Here is a 16,200-nt window from a genome sequence, read left to right on the forward strand (position 1 = left end):
ATTTGCCTAAAAACCTAAAGCAGTAGTATATCTATGCTACCATGTGAGCTATGAATATATAAGCGTTTCGGTAGAAAATAGAAATATATCTGAGTTTTAACGGTCGCTATTTAAATAAATTTATTTTAAGCAAATCACTCACTAAAACCCACTAAATTTCACAAAATAGTAAAATTTAGCTCCGCATCAAGCCTATTTAAAACTAAATTTCCTTGGCGATCTTGCTCATTTTATTGAGCAGTTTTTCACGTTCATTTGGCTTTAGGTTGCCGTATTGAAGCTTTGTTATCATCTGCATGAAGTCAAATTGTTTAAACATTTGTGCATCGCTTTTTAGCTCTTTTTCTAGCTGTTTATAAATTTTTTCAGTCTCTTTATTTGCTTTTTCTAAATTTTGTAAAAAGCTTCCAGTTGCGCTCATATCAAGGTCGTTTTTTGCAGCTTTATCGATGGCATTTTTTAGATTTGCTAAATTTTCAGAAATTTTCATCAGCATTTCCTTTTGGATTTTAAAATTTAGAGCAAAATTTATTCCTAAATTTCCTCCCACCATTTTTTTCTAGGCGGATTTTGGGTAGTGAAAACTTCTCCGATCATCGGCGTTGCGTAGTTTAGCTCAAGTTTTGTCGCTGCCTTTTCAAAACGCTTGATCGGCTCATCCCAAGCGTGATAAGATAGATCAAATTTACCCCAGTGTACCGGTACACCAAGCTTTGCACCAAGATCTTTTAGCGCTTGCGCCGACTCCTCTGGCCTCATATGCACGTAAGGCCAGCCATCGCCGTAAGCACCATTTTCTATAAAAACTAGATCAAATGAGCCAAATTTCTCATTTATCATCTTAAAATGTTTGCCGTATCCGCCATCTCCGCTAAAATAAAAGCTAAAGCCAGCCTCTTCAACCGCCCAGCCACCCCAAAGTGTCGTGTTTCTTTTAAATGTGCGCCCGCTAAAGTGCCTTGAAGGGCAAAACGTGAAGTTTAAATTTCCTATTTTTTGCTCACCAAACCAGTCAAACTCAAAAATTTTGTCTTCATCAACGCCCCATTTTACAAGGTGAGCTTTTACGCCAAGCGGCACTAGAAATTTACAAATTCTATCCTTTAGCTCAAGTATCGTTTTATGATCAAGATGATCGTAGTGATCGTGCGAGATGAGGGCGATGTCGATCACATCTGGGTAATCACTAGCGGTGATAGCATGCTCGTAGGTAAAGGGCTTACCGCCAATTGGCAGTGGAAATGCTCGGTGCAAAACTGGGTCTGTGATGATGATTTTATCATAAAGCTTGCATATGAGGCTAACGTGCCCAAGCCAGATAAATTCTCCATTTTTCAAGGCATTTGCGTCAAATTTTAAATTTGGCAAAGGCTTAGTTGGTAGCTTGCCCTTTGGTGGAAAGAGCGCTTGCAGGACGAAATTTAACATAGATGCTTGCGGATTATTTTTTACTATATCAATCGTTGGTTCTAAATTTATAAAAACTTTGCCGTTAAAATTTGGCGAAGCCTTTATCAGCTTTTGGCTTTTAATATCTGGCACGCCACCAAAAACTGGGGCAAATCTCATAAATACAAAAACTGCAACAATAAACAAAACTATAACTATAAAAATTCCCATAAAAAGCCTTTAAATTTAAAGGTCGGATTATATTTTAGATTTTTAAATTTCAGCTTTATTTAATTAACCCGAGCTTAAATAATTAACTTATAATTTTAAACTTAATTAAGATATTTTTACTCTTTATAGGAAAATTTTATTAATAAATATTATCCTTTAGCAAATAAACATACCTAAAAATCGATATTAAGTAGATAATCTTAAAGATATATAAAATAAAAATTTAATTCTAAAAATACAAAATTTGTCAGATAGATGACGGAATTTATTCATTGTAAGTTATAGAATTATTACAAAAATTAGGAAGGAGCGTTTGAGATGTTAAATAAAAATTTAACTATCTCTATTTTGGTGACTAACCATCACTTTAAAAGTGAGCAGGGCAGTTTAGCCTTGTTTAATGGGAGGAATTTATGAAAAAACATAAATTTGTGATTGCCGATTATAAACGCTGTATAGGATGTGCAACCTGCATGGCTGCATGTTTTAAGAGCGCTTATGAACGCGGCAAGCTGTCACGTGCAAGGCTAAGTGTGCTAAGAGAAGCTACTGGCGTTATGCCAACTCAGTGCAGACAATGCGACGATGGTCCTTGTGCGAATGTGTGTCCAACTGGAGCATTGCGATTTAATGATAATTGCATCGAGCTTCACGAGGAAATTTGTATAGGCTGTAAGATGTGCACGATCGCTTGTCCTTATGGTGCGATAAGTTCTAGTGCGGAGCTTATGCCTTCAGTAAATTACGCTGTCGAGCCAAAATATAACCTTGAGGTAGAGTCACAATCAGGTGCAAAAAATATCGCCGTTAAATGTGATATGTGCTTTGGTCGTGAGAACGGACCAGCCTGTGTCGATGTCTGTCCAACGAGTGCTCTTGTTATGATCGATCCTGAAGAGGGTAAGCATAAACTTGGCAAAAGGATAGATTATGAGGCAGCGAATAAATTTGCTACTAAAATTTTAAACGGACAAGGAGCATAAGATGACTACGGTTTATATGCTATTTCTTGTAAGTGCCGTCGTTAGCATCTTGCTTTATTGTGCTCCAAAGGCCGCTGTAAAGGTTGGTTTTGGGCTAAGCGCTTTAAGCTGCTTTTATGCGATGTGTCACTTCGTTGCAAATATGGGAGTAAGCGATAGCTTTGCTCTTATGGATGGCTTTTTGTATTCGCCAAAATTTGCGCTAAATCCACTTGGAAATTTCTTTAGCTTTGTCGTTGTTTTCATCGGATTTGCAAGCAGCGTTTATGGTATGAGCTATGCAGACGAGTACATCAAAAAAGCAAATGTTGGCGTGTTTGCATGTTTGTTTAATACATTTATACTCTCAATGCTTCTAGTAATTAGCGCTGATAATGTATTTTGCTTTGTCGTTTTATGGGAGCTTATGACTCTTATCTCGTCGTTCCTTATCATAGTAAATGATGGCAAAAACACTCTAAAAGCAGTCATGGTTTATCTTGGTATCGCACAAATCGGTGCATTTTGTATCACCTGTGGCTTGCTTATCACTGCTTACTACGCAGGAAGCACAGAATTTAGTGCGTTCATGGGTGTTAAGATGCCATTTGGCGCTTCTGTTGCTACATTTATACTATTCCTAGTTGGATTTGGCAGCAAAGCTGGTATGTGGCCATTTCACGTTTGGCTCCCACAAGCTCACCCAGCAGCACCATCAAACGTTTCAGCCCTTATGTCGGGCGTTATGATCAAAGTTGCTCTATTTACACTAGTTAAATTTACACTTTACTTGCCACTTAGCACATATTTTGGACTTACAATACTCGCTCTTGGTGCAGCTAGCTCATTATTTGGTGTTTTATATGCTCTTTGCCAACACGACTTCAAAGCTTTGCTTGCTTATCACTCAGTTGAGAACATAGGTATCATCTTGCTAGGTCTTGGCACAGGAATTTACGGTGTCGCAGCTGGAAATTTAACACTTGCAGCAGTAGGTTTTCTAGCAGGTTGCTACCACGTAGTTAACCACGCTATATTTAAAGGTCTGCTTTTCCTTTGCGCTGGTTCAGTCATCCACGCTACTCACACACAAAATATGGACATCCTTGGCGGTCTTGCTAAAAAAATGCCATGGACAAGCCTTGGTATGTTTATAGGTATCATGGGTATCGCAGCCTTGCCTCCAGTAAACGGCTTTGTTTCAGAGTGGTTTACATATCAAGGTATGCTTCAAGGTGCGATGGGTGAGGGAACATTAGTTAGATATGCATTTACGCTTGGTGTCGTAGCTCTTGCGCTAACTGGCGTTTTGGTCGGTATGCACCTCAAACTTTACGCTGTTATATTTGCAGGTACTCCAAGAGATCAAAAAATTTGGGAAAATGCTAAAGAGAGTCCAATAGGCATGGTTCTTGGCATGATCATCCTGATGATAGGTTGCGTTGGCTTTGGTCTTGGCGCAAACTATATAGTTGATTACATCATGCAAGCTGTAAATTCTATCGCTATAAGCGACTATAAAGCTAGTCTTGGTGCTATAAATGTAACTTCACCAATAGGCAGTATGATCTCAACTCCGCTTATCGCTTTAGTTCTATGTGCGACTATGATTTTGCCATTTATCATCCTTGCTGTTATGAAAGCAAATAGAGATAAACCACGCGAGACTGATCCTTGGGCATGCGGCTTTAAATATAGCTCACGTATGCAAATGACAGGTGGACCATTTACAGGCGATCTTAGAAAGATCATGCAATGGCTATTTAGAGCTGATAAAAAGATCGTTACTAGAAATTATTTTGACGCGGTTGAATATCACAACCATCCAAAAGATATCTGGTGGGGAATGTTTTATGAGCCAGTCATCAAATGGTGTATGAAATTTGCCGATAAACTAGGCATCGTTCAAAGCGGATACACAAACATCTATACGCTTTATATCCTAATTTATCTTTGTGCCATACTTGCTGTGGGCTACTTTTTAGTTTAGGAGACGAAAATGCAAACTATACTTTTAATGATATTTCAAGTAGTCGTTATCGTTTTGGTAGCTCCTTTGTTTGATGGTATGGCAAGAAAACTAAGAGCTAGACTTCAATCAAAACAAGGTAGCGATTTCTTTCAAACATATCGCGACATTATAAAACTATTTAGAAGAGGAAGAACCGTCCCTGAGTGCTCACACTGGGTATTTAGATGGGCTCCGTTTTTCCTTTTTGCAACTTCAGCTGCAGTACTAGCTGCTATACCTATAACATATAGCAAGGATACTGTTTTTGGAGCGTATTCAGATATATTTGTGATCCTTTATCTTGGCGCATTGCTTAGATTTGTATTTGGTGCAGCTTCAATGGATAGCGGCAACCCATTTGCAGCAACAGGCGGCGGCAGGGAGCAAATGCTGGGCGTATATGTTGAGCCAGTCATGATCATGTGTCTAATCGTCGTAATGCTTGCAGCTAAAACATCAAATTTAATTGAGATCCAAGAGATGGTAAAAACTGGTGTTATCGGATATCAAATCCCAAGTTTTGCCGTAGCTTCTATCGCATTTTTATGGTGCATGTATGTTGAGACTGGCAGAAAACCATTTGACGTAGCTGAAGCAGAACAAGAGCTTCAAGAGGGCTTACTTGGCGAGTACGCAGGTAGCGACCTTGGTTTAGTTCAAGCATCACTTATATTAAAACAGTTTGCTATGATCGGACTTTTCCTAACTATATTTGAGCCATGGAATTTTAGCAATCCTTTCTTAGCTATCATCGTTTTTGTGATAAAAACTGGAGTATTTTACGTAGCAGCTGTCTTTATAGACAACTTTGGCCCACGCTTTAAAATGACTTCATCTTTACGCAAGAATGCGCTTGGTGCACTTGCTATCTCGTTTGTTGCACTAACACTTTATGTAGTAGGAGTGTGAGATGCAAACACTTGATATTTTAGCCATTTGCATGATCGTAACTTCGCTTGCGGTTTTTGGTCTTAGAAATTTAAAGCTATCTATCATCGCTTATGCGGTTGAGACATTGCTTTTAGTTAGCATATTTTTCTTATTATCTGAAAAATTTAATGCCGAACAGCTCACAACTTGGGCGATCGTTGCGTTCTTTACCAAAGTTATTTTTGTACCAGCTATCTTATTCTGGCTTGTTAAAAAGCTAGGTGTAGTTAGCGAAGATGAGCCAGTTGGTGGATTTTTTGTAAGCCCTGTTATCGCTATGGGATTTTCTCTAGCTCTTTCAATGAGTATCCACCCTATATTTTTAAAATTCTCTCTTATCAAAGAAGAGATCATGCTAATAGCTGCTGGAACAGTCTTTATGATGGGAATTTTTGGCTTCATGCTAAGAAACTCATTTATAAAACAAATTCTAGCTTACTGCTTATTTGAAAACGGTATCCACCTAAGCCTTGCTCTAATGGCTTATAACTCACATGAGTTAGTCGAACTTGGAATTTTAACAGATGCGATATTTGCCGTTATCATCATGAGCATTTTAGCGATTAGATTTTATAAAGCTTATGATAGTTTAGATACTTCTAAAGCTTCAAATTTAAGGGGTTAGAGATGGATAGTTTAGCTTTAATACTTATCTTACCGCTCCTTGGTGCTTTGGTCTTGTTTTTGAGTCCTAAAAATTATGCGGTATTAAGCGGACTTCACGTTTTGTTTTCTGCTGCGACATCAGTGGCTTTACTTAACAATGTTCTTAAAGTCTTAAGTAGCGGAACTTTTTATAGTTTTGATAAATTTTTGTTTTTAGATAGCTTAGGCTGTGTTTTCTTGGTGCTTATCGCTGTAACTGGATTTATAGTAAATTTCTACTCTATCCACTACATGAGATGGGAGCTTGAAGATGGACACATCCACTTAAGCGATCTTAAAAAATACTACGCACTAAGCCATGTGTTTATCTTTACAATGACTTTAAGCGTTATTTGCAACAACGTTGCGTTTATGTGGGCTGCTATTGAGGCTACAACACTAGCTTCTGTGTTTCTTGTCGCTATCCACAAAGATCAAAAATCAACAGAAAGTGGCTATAAATACATCGTTCTTTGCTCAATCGGTCTAGCATTTGCACTTTATGCGACTGTTCTTTTATATTCAGCCACATTTAGCACTCTAGGAGATGGCGAAGCTTCTATGCTATTTTCAAGCATAATGGCAAACGCTAAAAATTTAAACCCAGATGCAGCAAAACTTATCTTTGTATTTGCTCTAATTGGTTTTGGCACAAAAGCTGGTCTCGCGCCAACTCACACTTGGCTACCAGACGTTCACGCTGAAGGTCCAGCACCTATCTCAGCTTTGCTTTCAGGTGTACTTTTAAAATGTGCGATGCTAGCACTTTTGAGATACTATGCTATCACAGCTCAAGCTGTTGGATTTAGCTTTGTTGAGGGCATAATGATCGTTTCAGGAACTATCACTCTTTTTGTAGCGGGATTTTTCCTAATCAGACAACACAATGTAAAAAGAATGTTTGCGTACCACTCAATTGTTCATATGGGTGTTATCGCATTTGCACTTGGTGTTGGCGGTAAATTTGGTCTATTTGCAGCGATATTTCACTGCTTGGCTCACAGCTTTACTAAAGCTCTTGCGTTTTGCTCAACCGGCAACATAGCAAGAATTTATGGCCACAAAGATATGAGCAAGATGGGCGGCATGGTTAAGATCGCACCGATCACCACTATAATGTTTGGCGCGGCTGTTTGCTCACTAGTTGGTGTTCCAGCATTTGCTATATTTGTTAGCGAATATAACGTCTTTGTAGGAGCTATCACAAGTGGTCAATACATCGCAGTTGCGCTATTTGCTATTGCACTTGCAGTTATTTTCATAGCTGACTTTGCACACTTTAACATGGCAAGCTTTGGCGAGCCAAAAGGTGTGGTTGTTCATAATAAAGAGATGAGTTTGTTAGAGAATTTACCTCTTATAGCACTTTGTGCCCTTATCATAATCTTTGGCGTATGGCACGTAGATAGCTTTTATACGCTAGTAGATAACGGTGTTAATATAATGATGGGAGCTTTAAAATGAGAGGCGATAAATTTATAGAAATCCTAAAAACCAAGGTAAAAATTTTAGAAGTAACTCGTCAAGCAGACGATCAAATCACAGTTTTGGTTGATAGAAACGATCTTCCACTAGCTGTTAAAACGCTTTATTATGATATTGGCGGCTTCATAAGCACGATGATACCAAATGACGAGCGCCAGATAAATGGCAGTTTTGCGCTTTATTATGCTCTTTCAATGGAAGGTAGCAAGATGACTGAAGCGGATGATTTTGCAGCTGAGGATAAGTGCTTTATCACTGTTAAAACGCTTATCCCAGGAAGCGATCCGACATTCCCATCAGTTACTCCGCTAGTGCCAGCTTGTGTTTGGTATGAAAGAGAAGCTTATGATATGTTTGGCCTTGTGGCTGAAGGTTTGCCTGATAAAAGGCGTCTAGTTTTAAGTGATGACTGGCCAGACGGACTTCATCCACTTAGAAAAGATGCGATGGATTATCGCTACCGCCCTGATCCAGTTGATCATAGAGATGAGCCTGATTCTGAGTTTTTGTTTCCAACAGGTGATGCAGTAGTTGATGTGCCACTTGGACCACTACATATTACTTCAGATGAGCCAGGTCACTTTAGACTTTTCTGTGACGGCGATGAGATCATCGACGCTGACTACCGCCTCTTTTATCAACACCGCGGTATGGAAAAGCTAGCTGAAAATAGAATGAACTATGATCAAATGGGCTATCTTGCAGAGAGAGTTTGTGGAATTTGTGGTTATGCTCACGCTATTGCGTGTATCGAAGCAGCAGAAAAAGCTATCAAGCTTGAAATTCCACTAAGAGCTCAAGCTATACGTGTCATCTGTCTTGAGATCGAGCGTCTTCACAGCCACCTTTTAAATATCGGTCTAGCTTGTGAGGTTACTGGTAACTACAACGCTTTCATGCACATCTTTAGGGTTCGTGAGTACTCTATGGAGCTAGCTCAGCTAGTAACTGGCGGACGTAAAACATACGGTAACGTCGTTATGGGTGGTTTAAGACGTGATATGACAAATCAAGAGATTAAAAAAGGCATCGAGATCATAAATAAACTTGACGTTCAAATTTCAGAAATTTGGGATGCAGTTATGGAGGATAAACGCCAAATCGGACGCTGGAAAGGTGTGGGCATCCTAGATCGCCAAATCGCACGTGACTTTAGCCCAGTTGGTCCAAATATGAGAGGCTCTGGCTTTAAACGCGATAACCGCTACGATCACCCATATGACTTCTTTAAACAGATAGAATTTGAAGTAGCAGTTGAGCATGGTTGCGACGTTTTTGCTCGCGAGATGGTTAGATATAAAGAGCTAAAAAGCTCTATCCACATCATCCGCCAATGCTTTGAGATGATGCCTCAAACACCTATCATGATCGATCCTGTGACTATGATCAAACCTGAAAATTTTGCACTTGGTCATGATGAAGCACCACGTGGCGAAAATGTTCACTGGATCATGCAAGGCAGCGCTCAAAAAGTATATCGCTGGAGATGCAGGGCAGCAACATATAACAACTGGCCAAGCCTAAGGTATCAATTCAGAGGCAACAACATAAGTGATGCTGCACTTATCGTTTGCTCACTTGACCCTTGCTACTCATGCACCGAGCGTGTTACATTAGTCGATGTAAGGACTAAAAAGAGCAAAATTTTAACAGAGAAAGACCTTAAAAAATTCTGTCAAGATGGCGGGGTTAGTAAGAAGGATTTAAGATGATGAAGTTATTTGACATCACAGAAAAATATGGAAAGGCGACATACGCCTATCCATTTGAGCCATATATTGTTCCTGAAAATTTCCGTGGTCAGCCAAACTATACATACGATCTTTGCATAGGTTGTGCAGCTTGCGGTATCGCTTGCCCTAGCAACGCGATAGAACTTAAGATGAACGAGGAGCAAACAAAGCTTGTTTGGGAATTTGACTGCGGGCGCTGCATATTTTGCGGACGCTGCGATGAGGTTTGCCCAACTGGAGCCGTAAGACTTAGCGATAGCTTTGAGCTTGCGGTTAAATTTGACAAGAGCGCTCTTATACAAAGGGGCGAGCTTGAGATGCAAACTTGCAAATGCTGTGGCAAGCCATTTACACCAAAAAGGCTTATAAATTTCACACTTGAAAAGCTTGGCACTGCAAATTTACTCCCAGGCAGACTTGAAGAGGCAAAAGACTACCTTTATATCTGCCCAGAGTGCAAGAAAAATCAATCTGCTGAGAGGCTAACAAAAGGCATTGAGGAGGCTATAAAATGAGTCTATATCAAGTCCCAGAGGACATAAAAACAGCAAATGATCTAACTGCAAAGCTAGAGCATCTAAAAAATATCAAAAGAAGCTTTAGCGTTTATAGGATCGACTGCGGAAGCTGTAACGGCTGTGAGATAGAAATTTTTGCAGCTATTACGCCGATGTGGGACCCTGAGCGTTTTGGTTTCAAGCTTGTAGCAAACCCAAGACACGCTGATATTTTGCTTTGTACTGGTCCTGTAACAAGACAGATGTATTATCCGCTTCTTCGTGCCTATGAGGCGACTCCAGATCCTAAGATCGTAGTTGCTCTTGGTGCATGCGGAAGTAGTGGCGGAATTTTCCACGACGCTTATAGTGTTTGGGGTGGCATCGATAAGATAATCCCAGTCGATGTCTATATCCCAGGCTGTCCTCCACACCCAGCAAGCATTATTTACGGTCTTGGCATGGCTCTTGGTATCATCGATCAAAAACTTCATAAAAAAAGCTATGAAAAAGATAACACATTGCCACCTTTGGTTGAGAAGTCAGTCATAGGCGACATCTTGTTTGAGCGTGATTTGCAAGCTGAAAGCAGAAGGCTAATGAGCTATATTTTTGGTAGAATCCTTTTTGAAAAATATATGAATGCTATCAAATGTTCAAAAGATGTCCATGACCCAAGCATTTCAAGAGAGGCTGTGCTTACAGCTATCAAAAAAGAGGAAGATCCTAGATATGCCGAGTGCATGGGGCTTTTGCATAATGATGTCTATCTAAAATATGCAAAAGCTGATAAAAGCTTTGCGATAGACGTTGATAGCGAGGTTTGGAGTAAGAGATGATACAAGTTTATAAGCTTACAAAAAGGCATATGGACGACAACGACAAGCTTCCACGCGAGCTAAAGGAGATAAAAATTTTCTCCACTTGCGTGGGACATGGCGTTGGCACGATTGATTTTAGCGAGAAAATTTTAGAGCTAAGCGATGAGGAATTTGACGAGATGATCAAAAACTCAGGCGAATACGTGAAATTTAAGATCGGAAATTTAAGCAAATATTTTGAAGTTGAAATTTTTGCCGAGCATATCGCTAAACTCTTGCCACAGCTTTGTGAGTGTAAGCTTAAAGAAATTTTGGCAAATTTAAAAGAGGGATATATCGTGCTTAGGAAGGACTTTTGATGAAAAAGGCCATCCTTTGCATCGGTAATCCTATGCGTGGCGATGATGATGTGGGTAATGAAGTAGGCCGCATCGTGGAGCACGAGCTAAAAGAGTGGAAAGTCTTTTTTGGGCAAGATGTGCCTGAGAATGAATTTTCAGCCATTAGAGAATTTGCGCCTGATATCTTGATAGTGGTTGATGCGATGAGTGGCTTTGATGAGGATAAGATAGAGTTTTTTGACCTAAGTGACGATAGAGACTACATCTACTCAACTCACAATCTACCAACTCCAGTACTTTTAAGCTATTTGCGAAAAATTTGCCCAAAGACGCTTTTTCTTGGCATTAGCGTCTTGCTCGAAAATGTCTTAAATTTTGAAGAAGGACTAAGCGAGCAGGCTAAAAAAAGTGCCAGAAAAGCATTTTTAAGAATTGTAGAGATTGATAAAAATTTAGTTGGTTAAATTTAGCAAATGGCTAATTTTAATCTTTTTGGTTGCTAAAGGCAAAATTTTGCTTTTAATCGCAAGCAGCGATTTGACTTTAGTGATTTTGCAAAGTGTTAAACTTTGGTCGCAAAGATGAGCTTGGCTCATGTGCGAGATTGAAAATAAAAAGGAGAATGTGATGTTAAATCCGGCAGAAACCGCTCAAGCGGTCTCAAGCTCTATGGAGCATAAGGCTCATATGCCGCTTACTAGTATTATTTTTCTTGCTATCATGGCTGGAGCTGCTATTGCTATGGGTGATATTTTCTGGGCTCACTCGACAGTTGGCATGGCTGAAAATCAGTCTATTGGACTTTCAAATTTTATCGGCGGTATCACATTTAGCTGTGGTCTTATGATGGTTGTCTTTTATGGTGGACATCTTTTTACAAGCTCAGTTTTAAGTGGTGTTAGCGCATATGAAGGAAAGCTAAAACTAGGTAAGACTATCGGATACTGGGCTATCGTTTGGATATTTAACTTCGTTGGCGGCGCATTGATCGCTTATATGTACTACTACTCAGGCTTGCCACTAAAGTATGATGGCTACATCTTGCAGCACTTTATACCAGCTGGCATTGGCAAGATCACAGCACCATTTCATGAGCTATTTATCCGTGGAATTTTTTGTAACGTCTTTGTTTGTATGTCTATTTGGACTGCGACAAGTGAGAGCAATCTATCTGGTAAATTCTTTGCCATTATGTGGATGATCGGTGCGTTTGTAGCTTGCTCAATGGAGCACTGCGTGGCAAATATGTTCATCATCACCGAAGCCATCATCTCAAAAGCTCACTATATAGCAGCAAATGGCGGAGATATCGCTGCTGCGGCTGCAGCTTTAGGACATGGCATCACGGCTGAAAAGCTAGAAGTGCTAAACTGGGGAAATTTCATCGGTAAAAACTTAGTTCCGGTTACACTTGGTAATATCTGCGGCGGGCTTTTCTTTGTTGGTTTAGTTGGCTTTATGGCAAATAAATTCGATATGAAGAAAAAAGCTTAAAAATTTTAGTCTTTGCTTCTTGGCAAAGACTAATCCTCTAAGGCTACTCTTTGCTAGCCATTATAAAAATTTTTGATTTTTAGTTTGTGTAACTTTCAAGTCTTTCATAATCAATTATTAAAAACTCGTGTGGCGTGATCTTTCTTATGATGTCGTCTTTTATAAGCTCATTAAAAGCAGTTGAAGCGCTTTGTCGTTTGAGCCCCACAAAGCTTGAGAGCACCTTTAGAGAAAATGGCAAAAATATGTAGTGATATCCATTTTGCTTTAGATCCTGCTCCTTTGCAAGCTCGATCAAAAAATTTGCAATCCTACCTTTTGCATCTTCAAAAAGTATTGATTTTATGATCTGGCGTTGCACGATCACTGCATTTAACACAGCTTTTAAAATTTCATCTGCGACATTTGCATTTGATAAAATTTCACCTATTTTGTTTAAATTTATAGCATAAATTTCAGCATCTTCAAGCGCTTCAAAAGCGCAATTATCATCAAGTACGGCGATGTTGCTCGCTTCTAAATGATAAAGGATAAATTCCTCTCCATCTTCAAAAAATGAGAGCTTTGCACAGCCACTTTTTAAGATGATGATCTTGATCTCTTCGGTGTAGATTGTGCTTGTTTTTGGTAGCTCTTTGTACTCAAATTTATCAAGCTCATTTTGAGTTAGGATCTTTGTGATTTGTGTTTGCAAAAGACCTAGACGTGATTTTTTCATTTTTCTCCCAAAAAATGTATAGAGCCTGATTTTACTTCACAAAGCATTTAAAGAAGTTGAAAAATATTGCTTTTAGTTTAAGAATTTCAATAATTTTTAAAAGTAGTATTAATTTTCAAGGAAGGTTGCATAAAATGCAACCAAATTTTTAAAAACCATGAAGTTTTTTTAGATTTTCATCTATAGGTTTTTTATGTCCATCTTTTGTCACACTGACGTAGGTTGCGATAGCGCTTGTGACATGTATAGTCTCTCTAAAGCCACCGTCATTTAGCCTCAGCGCAGTCACTTCTATCTGTGTTGTTATAGATGTTTTGCCAACTGCGATGATCTTTGCGTAGCAGCTTAGCACGTCGCCAACAAAGACTGGTTGTTTAAAGATGATCTCTTTCATAGAAATTGTCACAACGCGTTCGGGAGAAATTTCTCTTGCAGCTTGTGCACCTGCAAGGTCGATCTGACTCATTATCCAGCCACCAAAAATATTTCCAGCTGAGTTTGTATCTTTTGGTAGCATGACTTGTTTTATGCGTGGCTCACCAAAATCTTTTAAAATATCCATTTTCTGCCTTTTAGATGTTAAAATTTTTGGTTGATTGTAGCAAATTTTAATGGCTTTATGCTAAAATCTTGCAACTTCAGGGGATGAAAAAATGAACGATTTTAAAAGATTAAATGAACTCACAAAAGAGCAAAAAAACAAGCTAAATGCTATTTATAAAAATTTAGACGATGATATCATAAACGAGGCTGTTAAAATTTGTGGTCTTGCTGGTACACCAAGCGAGAAACTGGCTCTTGCAAGAAGGATAGTAGATCTTAAAGTAGATCCGCTTCAAAATGAGCTAAAAAAGCTAAATTTAGGCGAAGATGAGCAAAAACGAGTGCTAAATTTAATGTATGGCTACGTTAGAAATTTATATGAAAACCTGCACGCCAAGCTTTTAGAAAAGGCCAAAGAAGAGAAAATTTTAGATCCATTTAACCAAGCTTTTGTGCAGGCGATGCATGAACTTGGGCTTAGTCTAAATGCGTGGCAAATTTCATGGCAGGATCGTATTATTGACACTACAAACAAAGAGTTTGAGGCTAAATTTAAAGATTTAAGCCAGGCAAATGAGTTTATTACTAAAAATGCTTTATTTCAGTGTGATATTAACGGTGTAAGAGCTGATAGAACTTACGGCGCAGTTTGCAAAGAGGGCGAGAAATTTAGCTTTTTGCCTTACGCACTTGCCTTTAAAGATGAGGTTAGTGAGCTTAAAAAAGTCTTTGCAAAAAACCTTGAAATTTTAAGAAATTTAGCCCAAAATGACGAGCAAAAATCCTATGTAAAATACCTTAAAAAACTACAAAATGCCTTTTGTGAAGAGGACAATGCAAAGGTGATAAATGTATGGCAAGAGGCCGAGATAGCGTGGATGGATGTAAAAGGTGCGCTTCAGCCAGGCCATCCACTAGAGTACTATGAAGATGCCTATACACACGCAGTTGCGCTAGAGTGGGACATCAGGCTGGTTGATAGCGAGGGCATTGATGAGCTTAAATTTAAAGAAAAAATAGCAAAAACTTACGAAAGCGTTTGCGAAAAGATCAAGTTTGACAACGCCGAGACAAACAAGGCAGTTAGTGAAAATATCGCTAGAACGCAGCTTTATATAAGCGTGCCGATGATTTATTATGGAGCCGAGCTAAATGGACTTTTTAGCGCTCAAGTCGTGCCAAATGATGAGAGTGTGAGCGCAAAATGTGGTAAAAAAATTTTTGCCTTTGTAAATCACGTCTATGAGGGCGCAAAGGCAAAGCCTTTTATGAAGCTTGGGGCTGAAATTTTTAGCAAGGAATTTTTGGATTTTGGTAGGGAAATTTTATTTTTAAAGCCAAAAATTTGGAAAAAAGTTTATGAAATCTCAACGATCGGACATGAGTTTGGACACATCCTCTTTATCGGGCTTGATACCGAGATGAGCATGAATAAAAGTGGCGTCTTTAAATTTATAGAAGAATATAAGGCGACGACTGGCGGGCTAGTAAATTTCTTCTTGCACGAAGAAGCGGAGTATAAAATGGCCGTCTTTCACGAGCTAATTGCCCGTGCGGTTGGGCTTATTGCGTGGCGAAAGGTCGATGAGGTGAGGGCTTACTACTGCGAGGGGCTCATACATCTTAGCTTGCTTTTTAGGGCTGGAGTGCTTAAATTTGACGGCAAACTAAGTGTGAATATGAGCGAGCAAACTTATGCTAAATTTAAAGAAAATTGTCTACAAAACTACTATGATCTAGCGCAAACATACGCTAAAAAAGATGATGCGAACACATTTTTGGAGAAATTTTGCCAAAAAGACGAACTAAGCTATCTACCAAAAGATGAAGAGTGCAAGAAATTTGTTGAGCATTTTTACGCTAGATACGAAGCTATAGGCAACGACGTCGATGATAGTGGTGAGTGGCAAAGGTGGCAAAGTTTAGCCAAAAAGGCAGAGAAAGATAGATAAAGACGAAACATGATAAGTAAAATAAGTAACGAAAATCAAGTATCTTTTTTATTTATGTTAATACTTTTTTGTGTATATGTTGTTAGTTGTTTTATTGCTAGTAGTTTTTATAATGACATAATTACTGTTCTATTTGATTTTATGATCACATTATTTATCTTTTTAAAGCTAAAAGAGACAAAAAATTTAAAAACATATTGGATATATATATTACTAGGCCTTACTTGCTGGGTAGCATCAGACACTATGTGGATGCTATATGATAAGGTTGATTTTCTTAAACAATTTCTTTCTAAAGTCAATTTTATACAAATCTCATACTTGGTCTCATATTTTATGTTTGCATTTTCTGCTTTTTATATTTTGATCAAAAATTTGAAAAATTTATTTTTAATGCAAGTATTTGTGGATTCAGTCTCTATTTCCGCAATATATTTTAGTTTTATGT

At 38.6% G+C, this 16,200-nt stretch carries 16 protein-coding genes; 12 read left to right on the plus strand and 4 right to left on the minus strand.

The genetic code is table 11. The features are described from left to right. Nucleotides 1-202 precede the first annotated feature (202 nt). Nucleotides 203-490 carry a hypothetical protein gene (locus F3H00_RS05690; protein ID WP_107785383.1) on the minus strand — a complete coding sequence of 96 codons (288 nt, stop codon included), beginning with the start codon at nucleotides 488-490 and terminating at the stop codon, nucleotides 203-205. A gap of 44 nt (nucleotides 491-534) precedes the next feature. Then, on the minus strand, nucleotides 535-1,620 hold the full coding sequence (locus tag F3H00_RS05695; protein ID WP_148799067.1) for an MBL fold metallo-hydrolase: 1,086 nt from the start codon (nucleotides 1,618-1,620) through the stop codon (nucleotides 535-537). A gap of 413 nt (nucleotides 1,621-2,033) precedes the next feature. Between F3H00_RS05695 and F3H00_RS05700 the strand changes: the two genes are divergently transcribed. From F3H00_RS05700 to F3H00_RS05750, 11 genes are all read left to right on the plus strand, one after another. After that, complete coding sequence (locus F3H00_RS05700) at nucleotides 2,034-2,603, plus strand: 4Fe-4S dicluster domain-containing protein (protein ID WP_103577080.1); 570 nt, start codon at nucleotides 2,034-2,036, stop codon at nucleotides 2,601-2,603. Between the two features lies 1 nt (nucleotide 2,604). Then, a complete protein-coding gene (locus tag F3H00_RS05705) occupies nucleotides 2,605-4,572 on the plus strand; it encodes a proton-conducting transporter transmembrane domain-containing protein (RefSeq protein WP_107858571.1) in 1,968 nt (655 codons plus the stop codon). A gap of 9 nt (nucleotides 4,573-4,581) precedes the next feature. After that, nucleotides 4,582-5,502 carry a respiratory chain complex I subunit 1 family protein gene (locus F3H00_RS05710; protein ID WP_084041928.1) on the plus strand — a complete coding sequence of 307 codons (921 nt, stop codon included), beginning with the start codon at nucleotides 4,582-4,584 and terminating at the stop codon, nucleotides 5,500-5,502. 1 nt (nucleotide 5,503) lies between these two features. Next, nucleotides 5,504-6,148 (plus strand): hydrogenase 4 membrane subunit, encoded by a 645-nt coding sequence (gene hyfE / locus F3H00_RS05715; RefSeq protein WP_054197158.1) that lies wholly within the window; start codon nucleotides 5,504-5,506, stop codon nucleotides 6,146-6,148. A gap of 2 nt (nucleotides 6,149-6,150) precedes the next feature. Then, nucleotides 6,151-7,632 carry a hydrogenase 4 subunit F gene (locus tag F3H00_RS05720; protein ID WP_021091695.1) on the plus strand — a complete coding sequence of 494 codons (1,482 nt, stop codon included), beginning with the start codon at nucleotides 6,151-6,153 and terminating at the stop codon, nucleotides 7,630-7,632. After that, entirely contained in the window at nucleotides 7,629-9,365 is a 1,737-nt protein-coding gene (locus tag F3H00_RS05725) for a hydrogenase large subunit (RefSeq protein WP_148799068.1), read from the plus strand. The genes F3H00_RS05720 and F3H00_RS05725 overlap by 4 nt, the downstream gene beginning before the upstream one ends. Beyond that, nucleotides 9,362-9,901 (plus strand): formate hydrogenlyase complex iron-sulfur subunit, encoded by a 540-nt coding sequence (locus tag F3H00_RS05730; protein ID WP_054197155.1) that lies wholly within the window; start codon nucleotides 9,362-9,364, stop codon nucleotides 9,899-9,901. Before F3H00_RS05725 ends, F3H00_RS05730 begins: the two co-directional genes overlap by 4 nt. Further along, a complete protein-coding gene (locus tag F3H00_RS05735; RefSeq protein WP_103641218.1) occupies nucleotides 9,898-10,722 on the plus strand; it encodes an NADH-quinone oxidoreductase subunit B family protein in 825 nt (274 codons plus the stop codon). The genes F3H00_RS05730 and F3H00_RS05735 overlap by 4 nt, the downstream gene beginning before the upstream one ends. Beyond that, nucleotides 10,719-11,063: a formate hydrogenlyase maturation HycH family protein gene (locus F3H00_RS05740; protein ID WP_021091884.1), complete on the plus strand. Its 345-nt coding sequence runs from the start codon at nucleotides 10,719-10,721 to the stop codon at nucleotides 11,061-11,063. Before F3H00_RS05735 ends, F3H00_RS05740 begins: the two co-directional genes overlap by 4 nt. Continuing rightward, entirely contained in the window at nucleotides 11,063-11,509 is a 447-nt protein-coding gene (locus F3H00_RS05745) for a hydrogenase 3 maturation endopeptidase HyCI (protein WP_072594541.1), read from the plus strand. The genes F3H00_RS05740 and F3H00_RS05745 overlap by 1 nt, the downstream gene beginning before the upstream one ends. Nucleotides 11,510-11,672: 163 nt before the next feature. Continuing rightward, nucleotides 11,673-12,539: a formate/nitrite transporter family protein gene (locus tag F3H00_RS05750; RefSeq protein ID WP_072594540.1), complete on the plus strand. Its 867-nt coding sequence runs from the start codon at nucleotides 11,673-11,675 to the stop codon at nucleotides 12,537-12,539. A gap of 79 nt (nucleotides 12,540-12,618) precedes the next feature. On the opposite strand, the gene F3H00_RS05755 is transcribed toward F3H00_RS05750, so the two are convergent. Next, nucleotides 12,619-13,257: a Crp/Fnr family transcriptional regulator gene (locus F3H00_RS05755; protein WP_148799071.1), complete on the minus strand. Its 639-nt coding sequence runs from the start codon at nucleotides 13,255-13,257 to the stop codon at nucleotides 12,619-12,621. Nucleotides 13,258-13,405: 148 nt separating this feature from the next. Continuing rightward, nucleotides 13,406-13,819, minus strand: coding sequence for an acyl-CoA thioesterase (locus F3H00_RS05760; RefSeq protein ID WP_054197151.1), 414 nt, complete (start codon nucleotides 13,817-13,819; stop codon nucleotides 13,406-13,408). A 91-nt stretch (nucleotides 13,820-13,910) separates the two neighbouring features. On the opposite strand from F3H00_RS05760, the gene ciaB reads away from it, so the two are divergent. After that, nucleotides 13,911-15,752, plus strand: coding sequence for an invasion protein CiaB (gene ciaB / locus F3H00_RS05765; protein WP_148799074.1), 1,842 nt, complete (start codon nucleotides 13,911-13,913; stop codon nucleotides 15,750-15,752). Nucleotides 15,753-16,200: the final 448 nt, after the last annotated feature.

Source organism: Campylobacter concisus (assembly GCF_902460845.1).
GTDB lineage: Bacteria > Campylobacterota > Campylobacteria > Campylobacterales > Campylobacteraceae > Campylobacter_A > Campylobacter_A concisus_X.

Bases quoted from the DNA above. Each gene is read 5' to 3' on its own strand.
- F3H00_RS05690 (WP_107785383.1), bottom strand. From the start codon at position 490: ATGAAAATTTCTGAAAATTTAGCAAATCTAAAAAATGCCATCGATAAA.
- F3H00_RS05695 (WP_148799067.1), bottom strand. From the start codon at position 1,620: ATGGGAATTTTTATAGTTATAGTTTTGTTTATTGTTGCAGTTTTTGTA.
- F3H00_RS05700 (WP_103577080.1), top strand. From the start codon at position 2,034: ATGAAAAAACATAAATTTGTGATTGCCGATTATAAACGCTGTATAGGA.
- F3H00_RS05705 (WP_107858571.1), top strand. From the start codon at position 2,605: ATGACTACGGTTTATATGCTATTTCTTGTAAGTGCCGTCGTTAGCATC.
- F3H00_RS05710 (WP_084041928.1), top strand. From the start codon at position 4,582: ATGCAAACTATACTTTTAATGATATTTCAAGTAGTCGTTATCGTTTTG.
- hyfE (WP_054197158.1), top strand. From the start codon at position 5,504: ATGCAAACACTTGATATTTTAGCCATTTGCATGATCGTAACTTCGCTT.
- F3H00_RS05720 (WP_021091695.1), top strand. From the start codon at position 6,151: ATGGATAGTTTAGCTTTAATACTTATCTTACCGCTCCTTGGTGCTTTG.
- F3H00_RS05725 (WP_148799068.1), top strand. From the start codon at position 7,629: ATGAGAGGCGATAAATTTATAGAAATCCTAAAAACCAAGGTAAAAATT.
- F3H00_RS05730 (WP_054197155.1), top strand. From the start codon at position 9,362: ATGATGAAGTTATTTGACATCACAGAAAAATATGGAAAGGCGACATAC.
- F3H00_RS05735 (WP_103641218.1), top strand. From the start codon at position 9,898: ATGAGTCTATATCAAGTCCCAGAGGACATAAAAACAGCAAATGATCTA.
- F3H00_RS05740 (WP_021091884.1), top strand. From the start codon at position 10,719: ATGATACAAGTTTATAAGCTTACAAAAAGGCATATGGACGACAACGAC.
- F3H00_RS05745 (WP_072594541.1), top strand. From the start codon at position 11,063: ATGAAAAAGGCCATCCTTTGCATCGGTAATCCTATGCGTGGCGATGAT.
- F3H00_RS05750 (WP_072594540.1), top strand. From the start codon at position 11,673: ATGTTAAATCCGGCAGAAACCGCTCAAGCGGTCTCAAGCTCTATGGAG.
- F3H00_RS05755 (WP_148799071.1), bottom strand. From the start codon at position 13,257: ATGAAAAAATCACGTCTAGGTCTTTTGCAAACACAAATCACAAAGATC.
- F3H00_RS05760 (WP_054197151.1), bottom strand. From the start codon at position 13,819: ATGGATATTTTAAAAGATTTTGGTGAGCCACGCATAAAACAAGTCATG.
- ciaB (WP_148799074.1), top strand. From the start codon at position 13,911: ATGAACGATTTTAAAAGATTAAATGAACTCACAAAAGAGCAAAAAAAC.